This window comes from Candidatus Profftia lariciata (genome assembly GCF_020541265.1).
Classification (GTDB): domain Bacteria; phylum Pseudomonadota; class Gammaproteobacteria; order Enterobacterales; family Enterobacteriaceae; genus Profftia; species Profftia lariciata.
In genome coordinates this window covers 529,392-547,368 of sequence record NZ_CP045925.1, presented here as the reverse complement: position 1 = coordinate 547,368, position 17,977 = coordinate 529,392, and the positions used below count along the sequence as shown (strand labels likewise).

Annotated in this window: 10 protein-coding genes; all 10 read right to left on the bottom strand. The window is 22.4% G+C overall.

Features of this window, described 5'->3' with window-relative positions; translation table 11 throughout:
* Positions 1–1,233: 1,233 nt before the first annotated feature.
* On the bottom strand, positions 1,234–1,818 hold the full coding sequence (dcd, locus tag GII40_RS01310) for a dCTP deaminase (RefSeq protein ID WP_226813591.1): 585 nt from the start codon (positions 1,816–1,818) through the stop codon (positions 1,234–1,236).
* Between the two features lie 2,135 nt (positions 1,819–3,953).
* Positions 3,954–4,469, bottom strand: a complete 516-nt coding sequence (gene rppH / locus GII40_RS01305) for an RNA pyrophosphohydrolase (RefSeq protein ID WP_226813590.1) — start codon at positions 4,467–4,469, stop codon at positions 3,954–3,956.
* Between the two features lie 1,645 nt (positions 4,470–6,114).
* The gene (gene cspE / locus GII40_RS01300) at positions 6,115–6,324 is read right to left on the bottom strand and encodes a transcription antiterminator/RNA stability regulator CspE (RefSeq protein ID WP_225639222.1); all 210 of its coding nucleotides are present in this window, start codon (positions 6,322–6,324) and stop codon (positions 6,115–6,117) included.
* Positions 6,325–6,640: 316 nt separating this feature from the next.
* Positions 6,641–7,627: a tetraacyldisaccharide 4'-kinase gene (lpxK, locus tag GII40_RS01295; RefSeq protein WP_226813589.1), complete on the bottom strand. Its 987-nt coding sequence runs from the start codon at positions 7,625–7,627 to the stop codon at positions 6,641–6,643.
* Positions 7,624–9,372, bottom strand: a complete 1,749-nt coding sequence (msbA, locus tag GII40_RS01290) for a lipid A ABC transporter ATP-binding protein/permease MsbA (RefSeq protein ID WP_226813588.1) — start codon at positions 9,370–9,372, stop codon at positions 7,624–7,626. Before msbA ends, lpxK begins: the two co-directional genes overlap by 4 nt.
* Positions 9,373–10,913: 1,541 nt before the next feature.
* Positions 10,914–12,002: a membrane-bound lytic murein transglycosylase MltC gene (gene mltC, locus GII40_RS01285; protein ID WP_226813587.1), complete on the bottom strand. Its 1,089-nt coding sequence runs from the start codon at positions 12,000–12,002 to the stop codon at positions 10,914–10,916.
* 113 nt (positions 12,003–12,115) lie between these two features.
* Entirely contained in the window at positions 12,116–12,349 is a 234-nt protein-coding gene (locus GII40_RS01280) for an oxidative damage protection protein (protein WP_226813586.1), read from the bottom strand.
* 1,686 nt (positions 12,350–14,035) lie between these two features.
* Positions 14,036–15,502 (bottom strand): 4-hydroxy-3-polyprenylbenzoate decarboxylase, encoded by a 1,467-nt coding sequence (gene ubiD, locus GII40_RS01275; RefSeq protein ID WP_226813585.1) that lies wholly within the window; start codon positions 15,500–15,502, stop codon positions 14,036–14,038.
* A 376-nt stretch (positions 15,503–15,878) separates the two neighbouring features.
* Positions 15,879–16,175 (bottom strand): integration host factor subunit beta, encoded by a 297-nt coding sequence (ihfB, locus tag GII40_RS01270; RefSeq protein ID WP_226813584.1) that lies wholly within the window; start codon positions 16,173–16,175, stop codon positions 15,879–15,881.
* 87 nt (positions 16,176–16,262) lie between these two features.
* Positions 16,263–17,942, bottom strand: coding sequence for a 30S ribosomal protein S1 (rpsA, locus tag GII40_RS01265; protein WP_226813583.1), 1,680 nt, complete (start codon positions 17,940–17,942; stop codon positions 16,263–16,265).
* Positions 17,943–17,977 lie beyond the last annotated feature (35 nt).

Genomic DNA, 17,977 nt, shown 5'->3' with positions numbered 1-17,977 from the left:
TATATATAATATAAAAATCAGTTCTAAGATATACAGTGATAAGATTTTTCTTTAGCAAAAACATACTATTAAAAGTCTTAATATGGTATTTAATGTATTAAATAATAATATTATATTACTAGTTAATTTATAGTATATTGTATTTAAAAACTCTTTATTTTTTATAAAAAAATTATATTTTAGAAAATACTTTAAAATATTTAATAGTACTTATTGTATTATATTGATTATGTGTTATGCTAAGTAAAAATTACTGTTTAAAGTAATTATTATATTAAATAATAACTGTATTTTCTTAATTAGTTATTTATATATTTTCATTAAACATCTTAAAGAAAATAAATACATACTTACTCTTTATTAGCTTATAAAAATATTAATAATATATTTTAAATATTTCGTATTAATAATAATCCTACTATTGTAGTATATTATTAATATTACACCATTAACAAAAATTAATTTGTAATGAGAATAATTTAATTGTATTTATTGTACAATATATTATGTATAAGTAATAATATACTATAAAAATTATATTTAATATATTTTTTATATCTTTTAAAAAACTAACCTCAATGTAATTTAATAATAGATTTCTTTGTTTATTACTATCTATAAATAATATACTTATATTAATAATATATTTTACATTGATCTTTATTATAAGTATAATATATACATAAAATAATAATGTATTTATATTATATTATTAAATAATAAAACTAATATTTATCTAGATATTATTAATAATAGTAATATATTTACAATAGCATATTTATTTTTAGTGATTTTTAATATTATTTATTAATACTCATTCTATTAATAACATTATTACATAGTAAATAATTTAATAATTAATATTAGCATTCAAATTAACAATAAACTTTTTTATAAAAATTTTATTGTTAATTTATACATATAAAAATACAAAATTTATTATATATTTACTATTTATATATAATATATGATATATTGTATATTAATAATTTCTATATTTTAAATTATTAATAATTAACAACATTACATTAATTAACTGAATATATCTATAGTTACAATTTATATAAAATACGTTACTATAATTATATTGTATTATATAGTGTATTGTAAAATGTTTAAGGTTAATTAACAATATTTGTTTCTTGATGTTTATAAAGAAATATAGTTTATAATATTAATAATTAATTTAAAGTATTTTTTATTAAATTATATATTTATATGTATATTAATACATTAGCAATCTTGATCAATACGACTGGCAAGAACTCTTTGTTGGTCTAGATATTTTGCATTTTGACGACTATTATAAGGACGTGCAGCTGGTCCAGATAATAACTCAAAACTAAGAGCTCCAATAGGCATACCAGGACGCAGTGCTAATGTTAATTTACCAGAGTTATAAAATTCTAATACAATACATCCTCTCCAACCAGGATCAATACGATGCGCTGTAACGTGTACCATTAATCCTAAGCGTGCAAGTGAAGAGCGACCATCTAACCAACCTACTAAATTATTTGGTAAAGTTATTGATTCTACTGTTAATGCAAGAACTAATTCTCCGGGATGTAAAAAAAAAATATTTTTTGCACTAATAATTATTTCATCACTCATCATCTGATCTAATACTGTAGATACTTCATTTTTAGGCCTACTTAAATCTATATAGGCTGCAGTATGTCCACAAAAAATACGAAATTTATTTCCTAAATGCACATCAACGGTAGCACCATTAATACAATTTACTGATGGACGGGGTGAAATAGTTATTTTTTTTGTATCTAAATAAGATTCAATATCTCGATCACAAAGTTTCATGTATTTTCCCCCTTTATAGATAAATGGATAATATTTATTATAATATAACATATATTATTTTATAATAATATGAAATATCTAATATAAATTTCTGTAAATTTTTTATTTATATATTTATTTTATTGAATCTATATATTAAGATATATTTATTAACTAAGAGGTAATAATTTACATTAATATTATTATATTATAATAATTTTTAATCTCATAAAAAATATATATTTTTACTATTAATATATTACGGATAAATAATATTATAATTTATACTACCTAAAATATTTTTTATAAAAATATAAATTAATTATTTTAAATTTTATTATATTATTATAATAAGTAATGTATTTAGAATACTATACATAAATAGATTTACATTAAATTTTTATCTTCACAATAGTATTGTGCAAATACTAATTCATAGTAGTAATATTTTTATTAACAAATATAGTGAATTTATATTGATTTTGTTACATATAAATATATAAAAAATATTTTAAAATTTTTGCTAACTACAAATCTATTAATTATTTCATAACTTATATTTTTTGATCTTTATTTTTTATTTAAAGTAATACAAATATATATAAAAAATATAAACAATTTAATTATTATTTCTTTATCATCTAACCTTAAATATAGTATACATTTTCAATGTATTACTCTAATTATATATTAATAAGTTATTATAAAATATTTTTTATAATATTGTATGTATAGTTAATCATTTTATTTTATACTAAAATACTTTATTTATTATGAATATAATAAAACCAATAATCAATATAGATATATTGACATATGCTCTAAAGATTAAGAAATTATTTTTTAAAAAAAACAGTAACATATTTTATTGTAAAATAATATTCGATATTATTTTACTATATATATTAAAGTTTTAGTAAAATATCTTATATAAAAGTAAAAAATACAATAACATTGTGCAATGTTCTAGCTGCATATCAAGTTTTATATAATAGTATTGTGTAATATTTAATGTATAATTTAATTAAAAATTTTTAAATATTTTTAATATAAAAGAGACTAATATTATTTAATATTCATTAATATAAATAAAATATTAATAAATAAATATTTCACAGTTAAATAATCTTTTTAATTAATATATATAAAAATATTTTTGATATTGTTTAATAATTATTATAAGAAAAAATATTTATTGTATCAATATTATAATATATATAATATTATATATAATAAAATTATTAGATAAAATTTTCTAATAGCATGTTATTTATTAATTAAATAATATTATATATTTTTCTTTATTTCAATGAAAGGTATAAGATATAATCTATCATTATAGATGATATAATCTATAATATATATTTATTTAATATAATTATTCTACTCAATAAATATATTAATTATACATTTAGTAAAAATTATTAAAAATATTTTGAATATACAAAATATTTTTTTACATATTTAAGTAATAACACAGAAAATGTTATAGAAAATAATAATTTAAAAATAAATAAAATACATATATTTACTATAATCAGTATGTTCATTAGTATGAATAATGTATAATGGTTGAATTATAAATTAATATATTCTAATTTTTTCTTAAAAAATTATATTTTATACTTATATTAATAATATTATATATGAAACATATAAGTAGATCATTTATATTATAAACTTATTATATTAATTTTTATAATGAATATTTTTTTATTTTTAATATATTAAAAATTAATTACTAATTTAATATAGCATTATGAATGATAAAATATTTAATTTTTTAGAAAAAAGTAATACTAGTTAATACAATTAGTATTGTTAGTTAATAATCACTAAAATTGTGACTTAGCATATAAATATTATCGTTTATTTAAAATCTCTATTTTAAAAAATATAATTTTAATACTTATTTTTTGTTAAAATTATTATATATAAACATACTAGTAATAGTAAATATTTTATAAAATTTACTATAAGTAATCAAGAATATATAATCAAAAGATAGTATCTTATTAAGATACCGATGATTATCTAGTACTTCATATAACTAACAATGATATTGTACGGTGATTAATAGATAATTTAAAAATAAAAAATAATCATGTAAATATTTAAATATTTTATTATAAATTACATTCAATATATAATATAAATTATTTGATATAGATATTTTTTTTTGTTAAATTAATATCTCTTAATAATATTAAAAATGGTGAAAATTCTTTCATGACCTGACTATAAACATCACGTTTAAATGATACAATTTGACGCACTGGATACCAAAAACTAACCCAGCACCAGTTATCAAATTCAGGAGTAATAATACTATGCATGTTAATTACAGAGTCATCACATATTAATTGTAATAAAAACCAACGTTGTTTTTGTCCAATACATGTTGGTTTTTTATACCATCGTATGAAATGTTTAGGTAATGTATAACGTAACCAGTAACGTGTTGATGCAATAATTGTAACATCTTGTCTCTTTAAACCTACTTCTTCAAATAGTTCTCGGTACATTGCTTGTTCATAGGTTTCCTCAGGATTAATCCCCCCTTGAGGAAATTGCCAAGAATTTTTACCATAACGACGGGCCCATAGTACTTGACCTTTCTTATTACAAATTACGATACCTACATTTGGGCGATAACCATTATGATCTATCACTATACTACCTTTATCATAAGTATATAAAATATTTATAATTTATTACATTCTTTAATGTAGCCAACTAATATATAACATGTATACTACTAAATTATAAATTTAATTATTTTTAATTTTTATTGTTATAATATCTTAGCTATGATTTTTTAATAAATATTTATATATTACTTATACGTTACTAAGTATATTTACTTAAAGTATTTGTCTTTATTATAGATATTCTCTAAAATATATATTAATGATTACTGTAAAATAAATATATATAATGTTTTATATATTATATAATAACATTAACAATGAATAAAGCCAAATTATTTAGTATTATAATATTAATAAAACTAAATATTATTATATTAATAAATTCTTAATAATTATGATAAAAATAATCATTCTTTATTATGATAATTATTACTATAATATTTAATATTATTTATTCAATTTTATTTTAATAATCTATTAGCAATAAATGCAATAAATAAGCATTAGATATTAATATACTAAGTAATATCTTATAATAAATTAACTATTCAGAATATTCATTCTGAATATATGTAAAATTAAAAAAACATTTTATTATAAATCATCAGGGATTTTTAAAAGTATATTTATATCAACATTAAAGTTAATATTCATATAAACTATTAAAATATAATTATATGTTCTATTCATTATAGTTAATTTTATTAAAAGTATAAAAAAGACAAAAAATAAAATATTATTATAAATATAATAGTAATTATCTTTTGTTTTTGAAAGATATATAATTTTAAGACATACTAAAAAAATTACAGATAAATTATATATATAAATATATATAGAATATAATGTAAATAATTATAAATTAATTTATATCAAGATATAATAGTTTTTTATTAAGGAAGTGATAATAGTAAACGTAATAATTTTATTTAAAATAAATATTTTATATTAATAATGTAAATTATTAAATATAAAATATTTAGTAATATAATATTGATTATATATATGTATATATTTAATTTATTTAAACATAATTATATGGTATATATTTTATTAAATTATATTATTAATTTTTTAATAAAAATAATGTTATAATACTTTAATAAAAATAATAAAAAATAATTGAAATATTTATATATTCCTAATTGTTTTATAGGACAATAATATAATTATATATTACAAATATTATGTATATAAAATAGTTATAAAATTTTAGTATCGTGAATATAGTAGAATACATAAAATAATATTAATTAATAATGTATGATATTAATATGTAATTATTGTGTATTATATATAATAATACTACATAAATTATTTTTATCATTTAATTATTTGATATAAGATGAATTTTTTTATGTAAAAAACAATACATGAATAATATCTAAATTAATTATAAATAATAAATATCATTTAATATTTTATAAATTATTAATATTATTTTAATATTTCTATTTTTAGTCTGATATTACATGTTATTTATGAATAATAATTAATGTTAACTCAGATAAAATACAAATTGTTTTTAATTTTTTTAAAAATAAAAGCCCACCATTGGTGGGCTTTTATTTTTTACTACTACTTGCCTTATATTATTTTATTAACGTGTTAGATTAATTAACTAGAAATATCCATTCCATGTCAAACAAGTTATTTTATAAAAATATTATAAAGCAACAACATTCGCAGCAGCAGGACCACGTGGACTATCTTGAATAGTATATTCTACACGCTGACCTTCAGTCAGAGTTTTAAATCCTTCACTAGCAATAGCAGAAAAATGCACAAATACATCTTTACTGCCATCTTGCTGCTCGATAAAACCAAAACCTTTACTTTCGTTAAACCATTTTACTTGACCGGTCTTCTTAGTCATTTGTATTACCTTTATAACTTAATTAAAAATGCCCTAAGGCGTAGAGGCCTAAATAATAAACACAATATTTATGAATAGCACTAAGAAGATCGTTCGTCTGACAAGAAGAATCGGAAAAGATAACATCTTAAGGAGGAACTTGCTGTATTCTTATGTTTTACATAAATAGAATGGTATTATAGGCCAATTATATTTACTCACAAAGGTGAGTAATGAGCAAGTTATTTCTTTCAAAAAAGATATAATAAGATATTTAAGTAATAAAATATATATGCAAAAAGATACATTAATTTATTATGTTTGTTTTATTAAAAATTTAATGATTTTCTATCAAAAGTTTAGTAATTTTTGTTAATAATTCATTTGCTTTGTCATCCGGTATCATAGCACTTACAGGTAAATACCACCAATTAGATTGTGCAAAAATACGACATTTTACTGCATCTTTTTCAGTCATTATTAATTGCTCATTTTCAGGAGTTAAATTTTTTAAAATAGTAAAATTATACTTATAATGATCAGTAAAAGAAATAGATTTAATTATTACAATTCCTAAGTATCTTAACATAGAAAAAAAATTAGCCGGATTACCTATACCTGCTATAGCTACTACATTTTTAAATGAATTAGCTATGCAACGTTCACCAGTTTTTATATTAATAATAGTATGACCAATGATTCTCATAGGAATTTCTCCTATCATAGTTTGACCACCATTTACAATAACTGCGTCAACAGAACGAAGACGTCCTGTTCTTTCTCTCATTGGGCCAGCAGGTAACCACCAACCATTACCAAAACGGCGCATACCATCAATTAAGACTAATTCCATATCTCGAGCAAGAGCGTAATGTTGTAAGCCATCATCAGTAATAATAATATCTACTGTAGAATTTTTGCATATTGCTTTGACGGCATCACTACGTTTAGGTGCAACAGCTACAATAGCATGAGTACGTTGATATATTAAAACTGGTTCGTCTCCTGCTTGATCAGTTGAAGTGTTTTTATTTAATAATATAGGATAATGTTCTGAATAACCACCATAACCTCGGGATACAACACCAATACGCAATCCTTTAGCTTGTAGCTGTTCAACAAGCCAAATTACAATAGGTGTTTTGCCACTACCCCCTACTGTTAAATTACCTACTACAATTACAGGACAAGGTGCTCTCCAGCTTTGCAACCAAGAAACGCGATAGCAAAATTTACGAATACAGCTAATCAAGCCATAAAGAAAGGAAAAAGGTAACAAAAATAGGTATATACAAGATTTTCCAAACCATATACGCTCAATCACTGACCAAACTGTAATCTATGTAACTGGGCATAAACACCATTACTCATTAATAATTTCTTATGATTGCCTCGTTCAACAATATATCCATCTTCCATTACAATAATCTCATCAGCTTTTTCTATAGTAGAAAGTCGGTGAGCAATAATTAGTGAAGTACGATTTTTTTGAAGCTCATCTAGCGCCGATTGAATGGCACGTTCAGATTCGGTATCTAATGAAGAAGTAGCTTCATCTAAAATTAATACCGGACTATCACGTAATAATGCACGAGCAATAGCAATTCGTTGACGTTGTCCTCCAGATAATAATACACCATCTTCACCTATTAAAGTATCTAAACCATTATCCATTTGATCAATAAAATCCATTGCATAAGCCATGCGTGCTGCTTCTTCTATTTGAGAACGATTATATACTTCATGACGTGCATAGGCAATATTATTTGCAATAGTATCGTTAAATAAATAGACGTTTTGAGAGACTAAAGCAATTTGATTACGCAAAGAACTAAGTTTATAGTCACGTAAATCATAATTATCTAGAAGAATTCTACCTTCTTTAAGATCATAAAAACGTGTTAGTAAATTAGCTATCGTTGATTTACCAGAACCTGATCTCCCAACCAATGCTATAGTTTTATTAGCAGAAATTGTAAAACTTACATTTTTAAGTGCTGGTATAGCCTTACCATTATAATTAAAAGTTACATTATAAAATTTAACATTACCTTTAATACGCTTAACTACTAGTTGTCCAGTATCTTTTTCTTGTGCTAGATCTAAAATATTAAATAAAGTTTGACAGGCTGCCATACCACGTTGAAATTTAGTATTTACGTTAGTTAATGATTTTAAAGGACGCATTAATGCAATCATTGAGGAAAAAACAACCGTAATAGTACCTGCAGTTAAAGTCTGCATAACTGATGGAATGCTAGCTATATAAAGAACAAAAGCTAAAGCAAAAGATGATATTAATTGAATAATAGGATCTAAAACAGAAGAAGTAGCAACCATTTTCATATTCTGCTGACGCATCCAGTTGCTAGTTTTATCAAAACGTTTACTTTCTACTTCTTGACCTCCAAAAATAAGTACTTCTTTATGACCTTTTAACATTTGTTCGGCATTAGTAGTTAAAATACACATAGTATTTTGCATATTATTACTAATATTGCGAAAACGTTTTGATACCATACGAATCGTGATGGATACTACTGGAGCAATCACTATTAAAATGAAAGAAAGTTGCCAACTATAATAAAACATCATACAAAATAAAGCAATAATAGAAGCACCTTCACGTACAACTGTAATCAAAGCATCTGATGAAGAAGATGCTACTTGTTCAGAGTCATAAGTAATTCTAGATAGCAATGTACCAGTAGATTGTTGATCAAAAAATGAAACGGACATACCCATGATATGGCTAAATAAGCGACGACGCATATTTAATACTATTTTACCTGCAACCCAGGCAATACAATAGCTAGAAATAAAACCAGAAATACCACGAATTATCATTAATCCAATAACAATAAATGGCATCCATTTTAGAATATTAGTTTTTGGACAACTAAAACTATCGTCTAATAATGGCTTTAATAAAGACAACATGAAGGCATCGCTACCTGCATTAATTATAAGAGCAATTAATGCAACTATCAGTCCTGCTTTAAAAGGAGATATAGATGGCCATAAGCGACAAAATGTTTGCCAAGTAGAAAAATACTGGTCATTTAACATATTATGAACCAACTAAGAATTAAATAGTAAATATTTTTACTCATTTATGTATTCCTGTTATATACAAACCAATAATTTTATACTAATAAAAATATAATTATATTGTTATAATGATTGACTAGCACTTAATAAATGTTTTCGGTAATATTATTTTCACTATATAAATAAAATTATACTAATAATTTTATTTTAATTTTTATTATGCAATAAATAACAAGTTATATATTATACAAAAATAAACAACTATGTAATATTATGGTCGCTATACTTAATGTAAGTATGCTTATTAGTGGTTGTTGAATAATTTATTATTCAATATATTCTCAAATCAATAAGACTTAGAAGGTCTACATTTGTTTTATTTTTTTATAAAACTTTTCATAACTATAGAATTCTTGTTATAGTAATTTTATTATTAATTATTTAACTGATTGTTTAATTCTTATAATTATTGCTAAAATATAAAGTAGTATCGTATATTTTATATTTCAAGATAATATCTTTTTTATATTAAATTTCTTTATTTTTTATTAATCTAATAAATCTATCGTTATTGTAAAAGATGTTTTTGTATATAAGTATTTTTTATATAATATAATATTATTTATATGAATTAGTTATTATATTTTACTATTTACTTATTTGTTATACATGTATTTTATAGTTAAATATTAATATATTTTTACTAAAATTAATTATATTAATACTATTTAGATTAATAAGTCTAATTACCTTATATTAGTTATACTAATGTATATTATATTTATTCTTATTCATATTATATCTTGATTCAGTATAATAATATCTTTAATTTTTTTTAAAAAAACTATTAAATAATTATAATATTTATTTACGTAAAAATAAAAAATCTTTATCAAAAGATAATTAATTTGATTATAATAAAAAAATAAAATACAGAATGTTATTTATCAGTTAATGTTATAATCACTATATCATCAAAGACATCTACTAAATATTTATTAATGTTAGCAATTTATTACAGTAATATAAATTAATGTATTGAATTTTATATTATCTACTATTTAAATAGCAAAATATTTTTTTATAATAATATAGATATAAAAAATATTTGAATTATTAATTACATTTTGTTTATTTATCGATTATTTATATTTTAAATTTTTAATCATATAAATGATAATTAATTAATAATGTTCAATTTATTTTTTAAATATAAATAATATAACATCATACAATGATGTTATAATACATTACAACTTAAGTAATCTTATATAAAGATATTATTGTTCGTTAATAAATATACACACATATTAAATATATAAAAATTAAAATTAGTTAAATATTAACTATTTAATAGTTTATTAGTATAAACTATGTAAGAATTATATTAAAAATAACATACTATTCATTTAATATTGATATCCTAATTAATATTATTTAATTTTTTATAAAATTTATTTTAATATACTTACAAAATAATTACATACATAAAAATCATTGTTCTTAAGTATATCTTTATCTACATACACAATACTACATATAACATAAACATTAAAACTTTATTTTTTCATACCTATATGTTTATGTATACTATTAACTTTATATAGATAAAGATGTGATTCTCCTAATGGTTGTTTTTTAATAATAGTATTATACACATCTTTTGGAGTTAAATTATTAATAATACCTACAGCGCAATTGCGATCACTAGAAAACATACGTAATACATTACCTGCACCTTCATTATAAGCCGTAATAACTGCATAACGACGTGAAGCTGGATTATGGATACCACATAAATAATTATTTTGTAAAATAGCTAAATATGCTGTACCAATATCTATATTTTTTTCAGGATTAAATAAATCACTACGGCTTGGGACACCATATTTCCCTTGTTTTACGAATACGTCTTTACCAGCAGTATGTTGAATTATTTGCATAAGACCTAATGCGTTAGAATTACTAACTGCATAAGGATTAAAACTAGATTCAATTTGAATAATTGCTATAATCAATGACTCATCTATACCATATTTTTTCGATGCATGACGTATGATATCAAAATATTTATGTGCACGTTGATCTATATGATTTGATACTAATTTAATTGTTATTGAATAAATTACATGTCCTTCTGAAGTACGCTTTATAAGCTTATTCTGAATTAAATAATTAGCAAAGTTTTTAGCTCGACCATACCAACGAATAGGTTGTTTTGTGTGATCTAATACTTGGCCATATAAAAATGGTTTTTTACTATCTTTAATATTATTAATATGATTAATATTAGAATACATTTCCATTAAATTTAGATCATCATTCATTAGTAAAGTACTAATGATTGCTTTTTTTAGACTTGTAATAGGATTGATAGGTGAAATGGTCTCAATAGTAATGTTGCCGGAATTAAAGTTAATATGGCTACGAGTAAAATATTGATTGATATATTTTACATAATCTTTAGGACCAGTAATAAGTAACTCATTAACCCCCCATATATTTTCAATATTATGTGCAAATTGTCCCATTAAAATATCAAAGGCATTGGTATCTTTAATTAATTTTACTCTATTATGAATATTTTTTTTGCCAGAGCATGCAATCAATAAAGATATAATAATTAGTAATACTAAAGCTTTATTCATTTCTAATGATATATTTAATATATAATAGTTAACAATACAAGTTTGATAGTATGTAAATTTTATTATTTACTATCAATAATTTCTGTAATAGTATAAATTTTCATATTAAATGTTTACTCTTTAAATAAAAAACTTACCATTTTCTGTTTAAGGAGTTTACGGTCATGCGCATTCATCATATTAAGTTTTCTTTCATTTATAAGTATAGTTTGCTTATAAATCCATTTTGACCATGCTTCTTTAGATATTTCATTCAAGATACGCTTACCTAACTTACCCGGATAAGACTGAAAATCTTGTTGTTCTGCTTCTTTCTGTAAGAATGTACAAAAAATTTTTTTACACATAATCTTTTATCTAAAATGATTTTTTTATATATTATATATTTTAATAATTAAAGTTAATTAGAATTTTATATATTCATGTTATAACGAAATACTTGCTATTATTATAATTATTTTATGTATATTACAATTTATTGTTTTCTTAAAAAATATTGAGATATAATATAAAACTATATAAATTTATTTCTTACTAATTTTATTGATATATAATATAATTATATTTATAATTACAATTATTTAAAATGATTTTTTATAATAGTGTATTTGTATAAGTAAATAATATAGATACTATATAATTTAGATTAGTTATATATGATAATTTATATAAAATACAAGTTATGTTATTAAATAATTTTTTATCAAAATAGTTATATAGCATATTATATTCAATAATATAATAAAAATTATCTTATTATTAATGTTATGATTATTGTTTTCAAGATTCATAAATACCTTGAAAATACCTTTTAATAAATTCTATATTTTATAATTTATTTAAATAACTTGTATTTTTTTTATTAAAAAATGTGAACATCTCTTTGAATAATTAGGATATAACTATACCAAAATTACTGATAATTAATAGATATTATTTTAATGGTGATTAATATTTATTATTTTAGAAACAAACAATTTCTTACTATAACCAGTGTATGCATGTTAATATTTATTATATTTGATTTTTAATAATTAAGTAAACTTTTTTAATAAAAGTATCAAATATGCTGATAATTGCCAAAAAATAAATATCAAGATATATTCTTAAAAAAATTTTAATTATGTATTTTTTATACAAAATATCTTTATAAGAATTCATAAACTACAGAGTTTACCCATAAATAATATTTTAAAGCATTGTTAATATCTAAATATTTAACTTTAGAGAAACTAAAAAAATAATTTTAAGTCAATAAATAATTATATTAGTACATAAAAAATTTATTATCAATCATCATATATAATATATTCATATATTCTTATGATGATTGATATTTCATATCTTAAAATTTTTTAAAACAAATAATAATATATTATGGTTATCTTATTATGAGAATAATAAAATATTTAAGTAATTAATAGGATTAATTTTATTAATACAACAATATCATAAAATATAGATATTTATAAATAAATTCTTATAAAGAATAATTTTTTATAAAAATTTTATGCTCAATATATAATATAACCTTGCTGCTTAATATAATAAATATTATAAAAATTAATAACATATGATAGATTATTCTAACAAATATAATTTGTTATATATAAAATTCATAATTCTTTCTGATAAACATCATTAATAGTTAATATAACAATTATGTATGCAATAATTAAAAAATTTTCAAAATACTTATATTATAATAAATACTTATATAAGTAAAATAAATAAATATTAAATAATATATTATATATTTATTGTATTGATTATATATAAAATATATTTGTGCATTGTATAATGATATAGTATATACTATATTCTTACAATAATATAATTTATATTTTATACAAGATAATTAAAACATATTGTAATATACGATAATTATTTTATTTTAAAAAAAATTATATTTTACTATAAAAAATAAAAAAATTAATTTATAATACATTACTAAACATTATTTATTGAATAATATTTGTTAATTTTAATAAAATAATACATACACTTTAGAACACAATTATATAATTAATTTATTATAAAATTGCTAATTCATTCCACATATCATCAATCTTCTTAGATATTTTTTTATCCATTATAATTGGTTTACCCCATGTGCGTTGTGTTTCACCGGGCCATTTATTTGTAGCATCTAATCCCATTTTAGAACCTAATCCAGATATTGGAGATGCAAAATCAAGATAATCTATGGGTGTATTTTTAATCATTATTGTATCAATATCTGGATCCATTCTAGTAGTTAATGCCCAAATGACATCTTTCCAATCTCGCGCATTAATATCATCATCACACACAATAATAAATTTAGTATACATAAACTGACGTAAAAATGACCAAACTCCCATCATTACGCGTTTTGCATGACCTGGATATTGTTTTATTATAGTTACAACAGCAATACGATATGAACAACCTTCTGGAGGAAGATAAAAATCAACAACTTCTGGAAACTGTTTTTGTAAAATTGGTACAAATAATTCATTAATAGCTAATCCCATTATGGATGGTTCATCTGGTGGACGTCCTGTGTACGTGGAATGATAGATAGGATTACTACGTTGTGTAAGATGTGTAATGGTAAATACAGGAAAATTACTACTTTCATTATAATATCCAGTGTGATCTCCATAAGGACCTTCAAGAGCTGTTTCACCTGGTTTAATATAACCCTCAAGAACTATTTCTGCACAAGCCGGTACTTGTAGATCATTAGAGATACATTTTACAACTTCAGTTTTATTTCCTCGTAGCAATCCAGCAAAAGCATATTCTGAAAGATTATCTGGTATTGGTGTTACTGCACTTATCATTGTTACGGGATCAGCACCTAATACAACTGATACTGGAAAAGGTTTATTAGGATGTATCTTACACCAATCCTGAAAGTCAAGAGAACCTCCACGATGCAAAAGCCAACGCATAATTATTTTATTTTTACCTAGTACTTGTTGACGATAAATACCTAAATTTTGACGCTCTTTTTTAGGACCACGTGTAATTGTTAGTCCCCAAGAAATTAATGGAGCTACATCTTCAGGCCAACAATGCATTATTGGTATTTGTCCTATATCAACCTGATCTCCGTACCAAATTAATTCTTGGCACGGAGCTGAACGTAATAACTTAATTGGCATATTTAAAATTTGTTTAAAATGCGGTAATTTATTACAAAAATCCCGAAAATTTTTTGGTGGTTCTGGATCTTTTAAAAATGCTAATAATTTACCAATATCACGCAAAGCACTAATATCTTCCTTACCTATGCTTAGAGCAATACGTCTTATAGTACCAAAAAGATTACATAAAACAGGAATATTGTATCCTTGAGGATTTTCAAATATTAATGCTGGACCATTAGCTCGTAAAGTACGAGATGCAATATCTGTCATTTCCAAATAAGGATCTATTGATTGATTAATTCTTTTTAGTTCTCCCTTATGTTCTAATAAGGAAATAAATTCACGCAAATCATGGTATTTCATAACCTTCTTCTTGCGATTTTGAAAAATAGAATTTTAATGTAATTTATGTTAAAATTATATTTTTATAATAAATTATTTATAATTAATTAAAAAATTATTAAATTTTTATTCAAAAACATTATTAAAATTAAATTTTTAATTTTTAAAATATTTTATATAAAATATCATATACTTTATTACTAGCAGTTATATATAATTTGTTTAACTATATTTAGAATAGTTATAATATAAAATTGAAATCATTGTTTACCAAATAATTAAATTGCAATTTTAATTGACATTAAAATGCATAATAAATGGTATATGTCAATATATTATATTTGTAGTTATTAGATGAATATTAAAATTAATATATATTATATATCATTTGATAAATTTAAATATTTTTTAAAGATACAATATTTATTCGTTTACGTAATTCTTTGCCAGGTTTAAAATAAGGAACGTATTTTTCTGTTAATATTATCGCATTACCAGTCTTAGGATTACGGCCTATACGGGATGCTCTATAATGAAGTGAAAAACTACCAAATCCTCGAATCTCAATACGTTCATTATTAGCTATTTTAATCGACATGTACTCAATAATGTTTTTTACTGTATCTTCAACATTTTTAGATAATAAATTTGCTTTATGATTAATAAGTCTTTCAATAAGTTTAGATTTAGTCATATAACTCCTGATTTTATTAAACAATCAATTTATTGAATTAGTTCGTTATATTTAGTTTAGTTGCAACTAATAGATTGTATAAATTTATTATTCATTTTTGGCGGCTTTAAATGCTTCAGACATAGCGTTAGAAAAATTTAGTGTATCTTCTTGCTTAATATTAACAGAAGCAGTAATCACATCTTTTGTATCAGTATCATATTTATCACGAATTGAAAGAATTAAAACACGATTTTTGCGATCTATGCCAGTAAATTTTGCTTCAACTATATCACCTACTTTGAGAACACGAGTCGCATCTTCAACACGATCACGCGACGCTTCAGAAGCGCGTAGATATCCTTCTAAGCCTTCAGTTATTGCAATAGTAGCACCTTTAATATCTACTGCAGTAACTTGTCCAGTAATTATGATACCTTTTTTATGCATAGAGAGATAATTATTAAACGGATCTTCTGCTAATTGTTTAATACCAAGAGATATACGTTCTCTTTCTGAATCTACCTGCAAAACAACTGCTGAAATTTCATCACCTTTTTTATATTTATGCACTGCTTCTTCACCTGCTAGGTTCCAGGAAATATCAGATAAATGCACTAAGCCATCAATACCACCTTCTAGGCCGATAAATATTCCAAAATCAGTTATTGACTTAATTTTACCTTCAACACGATCGCCTTTATTGTTATTTTCTGCAAATAATTGCCATGGATTATATTGACATTGTTTTAGACCTAATGAAATACGACGACGTTCTTCATCAATATCCAATACCATGACTTCAACAGTATCATTCACATTCACAACTCTAGATGGATGAATATTTTTGTTAGTCCAATCCATTTCTGATACATGAACTAAACCTTCCACTCCTTCTTCTATTTCTACAAAACAACCGTAATCAGTTAGATTAGTCACACGACCCGTCAATTTAGTCGCTTCTGGATAACGTTTAGCAATAGCAATCCATGGATCTTCCCCTAATTGCTTTAAACCTAAAGAAACACGAGTACGTTCACGATCAAATTTTAATACTTTAACAGTAATTTCATCACCAACATTGACAATCTCGCTTGGATGCTTAACTCTTTTCCAAGCCATATCAGTAATATGTAGTAAGCCGTCAACACCACCTAGATCAACAAATGCTCCGTAATCAGTTAAATTCTTAATTATACCTTTTACTGCTATGCTTTCTTGCAGGCTTTCTAATATATTATTACGTTCTGCGCTATTCTCAGATTCGATCACTGCACGACGAGAAACCACAACATTATTTCTCTTCTGATCTAATTTAATAACTTTAAATTCAAGTTCTTTTCCTTCAAGATGGAATGTATCACGTACCGGACGAACATCTACTAAAGATCCCGGTAGAAATGCGCGAATACCGCTTAATTCTACAGTGAAACCACCCTTTACTTTACCATTAATAATACCTATTACAGTGACAGAGTTTTCGTAAGATTTTTCCAAAGTCATCCAAGATTCATGACGCTTTGCTTTTTCACGGGATAGTTGCGTTTCACCAAATCCATCTTCAACTGCATCTAAAGCAACATCTACTTCTTCACCTACCTGAATTTCTAATACTCCATGTGCATTTTTGAATTGTTCTATTGGAATAGCTGACTCAGATTTTAGTCCAGCATCAACCAGTACGATATCTTTATCGATAGCAACAACAATACCACGGACAATAGAACCAGGACGAGTTTCGATTGTTTTTAGAGATTCTTCAAAAAGTTGAGCAAACGATTCAGTCATATTAATAATCTTCAGGATTTTTATTTTAAGGTATA